This window comes from Paenibacillus taihuensis (assembly GCF_003386535.1).
Taxonomy (GTDB): domain Bacteria; phylum Bacillota; class Bacilli; order Paenibacillales; family Paenibacillaceae; genus Paenibacillus_Z; species Paenibacillus_Z taihuensis.
The window spans coordinates 1-2,223 of sequence record NZ_QTTN01000081.1 but is presented as its reverse complement, the minus strand read 5'-3'; the positions used below and the strand labels follow the sequence as shown (position 1 = coordinate 2,223).

General features: G+C 48.2%; 3 protein-coding genes. 1 reads left to right on the top strand and 2 read right to left on the bottom strand.

Annotated features, from left to right (window positions below):
* Nucleotides 1-314 precede the first annotated feature (314 nt).
* Complete coding sequence (locus A8990_RS31115; RefSeq protein WP_116192900.1) at nt 315-533, bottom strand: hypothetical protein; 219 nt, start codon at nt 531-533, stop codon at nt 315-317.
* The gene (locus A8990_RS31110) at nt 533-724 is read right to left on the bottom strand and encodes a hypothetical protein (protein WP_116192899.1); all 192 of its coding nucleotides are present in this window, start codon (nt 722-724) and stop codon (nt 533-535) included. Before A8990_RS31110 ends, A8990_RS31115 begins: the two co-directional genes overlap by 1 nt.
* A 238-nt stretch (nt 725-962) precedes the next feature.
* Here A8990_RS31110 and A8990_RS31105 point away from each other — a divergent pair, with 238 nt between their 5' ends.
* Nucleotides 963-1,784 (top strand): MerR family transcriptional regulator, encoded by an 822-nt coding sequence (locus A8990_RS31105; protein WP_116192898.1) that lies wholly within the window; start codon nt 963-965, stop codon nt 1,782-1,784.
* Nucleotides 1,785-2,223 lie beyond the last annotated feature (439 nt).

Here is a 2,223-nt window from a genome sequence, read left to right as displayed (position 1 = left end):
AAAAAATAATACCTTCTAAGTAAATATTTGTAAATATAATAGGCTTAAAGAATTGTTAAAGATTCATTGGTACGCTTCGCAGACATGTGTACATAACCACTTATTTTGTGAAGAAGTCGGCGCCCTCCATGAAGCCGATCATGCAGTAAATTCGAGCTAGACTGCGATATAACAGAAACAGCCCCATGCGCCTTACCGGCGTGAGGGGCTGTTTTTATGCGTATAAGTGCAAATCGGAAGTGTGATGCGAAATCGGCTGCCAACGCTGTAAATGAGCTAAACCCGAGGTTGATATTTGGCTCGGCGTTCCTGGCTTACTTCATTGCCGCTTGTATGTGGTCAGGAATGATGAAGTCGTTATCTTCGTCTGATTCGTTGAAGGTGAATCCTTGCACCCTCCAGAATGCTGTTAACGCTTCGGATTGCGCGAGAACCGGATCGACCGGATCGGCACCAAAATGCTCAACTATGTACTCCTGGACGAACTCGTTCATGATTCTATTTTCCCCGCAGACCAGCTGCCATCTATCCATTAACAATTCCCCCTCACGGAAAATTTGCGTTTGCTGCGTAGCACTTCAAATTTCCGACCGTCAGGATACTCTCTAAATACTCTTCCCTTTTGACCGTAGCTAAACGGCAAGCCGGCGGCCTGTGCCTCTGAACGGGCTTTCTCAGCAGCCTGACGGCCAAACTCATTAAGTTCTTCCCGCGTTAGTTCCATGAAGAACCCTCCTCCATGATTTTCCATAGTTTCAGTCTACCATGAAGCAGCTTCTCTTTCGAGAATGAGCGCCGTAGCAGGAATGACGAAGCTTTTGGCGAATGACGGATATATGACGACATGACGAACGGGCTTGATGTAGTGTTGACGACGACAATGATGTGACGTGCGGAGATGATGTAGCCATAACGGGCGACGATGACGTGACGAAACGGAATGATGGAAGGATGATGACGGAATGACGGATTTTAAACGGACATATACGCTCGTAGACATATCAGAACGGTTGGGGAGGCCACGGACGACACTCGCAGATTGGGCGCGTCAGTTTAAGGAGTTCTTGCCGACAATCGGATCAGGACGTACTATGCGCTATAACGAGGCGGCGCTTGAAGTATTCGGCCTGATATCAAAGATGAAAGACGCAAATGAGCCTCCGGAATATATAAAGGAGCAGCTGCGCGGCGTGGTGACGGAGATCATCGTTCCGATGACGGATGACGACGAAGGAAAACCGTATCTCATGCAGCTCGCCGGAGAGGTCGTTCAGCTGAAAGAAGCCCTGGGAATGATGTACCAGCAACTTCAGCAGCAGAGTCTGCAGATCGAAGCGTTGACGACGGAGAACGCCGAATTACGGTTGGACCTCGCTAAGGATCGGCAGGAGGCCATCTCTTCGAATCACGAGTTGCGGCGCGAAGTGCTGGAGGCACGGTATGAGGCAAGTGCGGCCACAAATCAGCTCTCGCAACAGATGACGACGGGGCATGACGAACTAAGACGGGAGCTTACGGAAGGACATAAACAGATTGCCGCTACCGTAGCAGCTAACATTAGTGAAGAGCGTAGCCGTCAAACAGCGGAACGATTGGCGGAAAAACGTATTGAAAGGCAGCTGCGAGCTGAAGCGTCGAAAGCTTGGAGCGCGAAGCCGGATCCGGAACGCATGAAGAAGGTCGGTATGTTCAAAAAAGAGGAGAACGTCCAAGCCCGTGAGGATTTTATCCGGAACTACGTGGACGATCGGATTGAGCAGAGGATCCAGGAGGCGTCGGAATGAACCGCCCTTTTTTAAAAATTCCTTTTCTATGAATCTATCAGTATGCTATAGTTATGGCAGGAAATTTCTACATAATACGACTTTAGATCTTATAAATGAATAAAAGCCACTGTTTTAAAAGCGGCTAGGGCCGGCAAGCCCTACGCTGCTAACACCGTAATAGGACTACGGCGAAACAGGCGCTTATCAAAACAATGACTTTTAATTCTTCTTAAATCCAACCCGATTGTATCACCCCTTGAGCGTTCATTCAAGGGACATTCGGTAGATTAAGTAGAATCTAAACATTGCTTGGTATACACGCCCTGATTCTCCTGTAGCTGGAGGGTCAGGGCTTTTCGTTGTTCCGGATTTTGCGCCAATCGTGCGTTCAATCATATAGCAGCACTCATACCTAACTCAAACCAAATATCCCGCGCTCGATCTCATTTTTCAAAAA

Coding starts and splice junctions, on each gene's coding strand:
- A8990_RS31110 (WP_116192899.1), bottom strand. CDS start 724: ATGGAACTAACGCGGGAAGAACTTAATGAGTTTGGCCGTCAGGCTGCT.
- A8990_RS31115 (WP_116192900.1), bottom strand. CDS start 533: ATGGATAGATGGCAGCTGGTCTGCGGGGAAAATAGAATCATGAACGAG.
- A8990_RS31105 (WP_116192898.1), top strand. CDS start 963: ATGACGGATTTTAAACGGACATATACGCTCGTAGACATATCAGAACGG.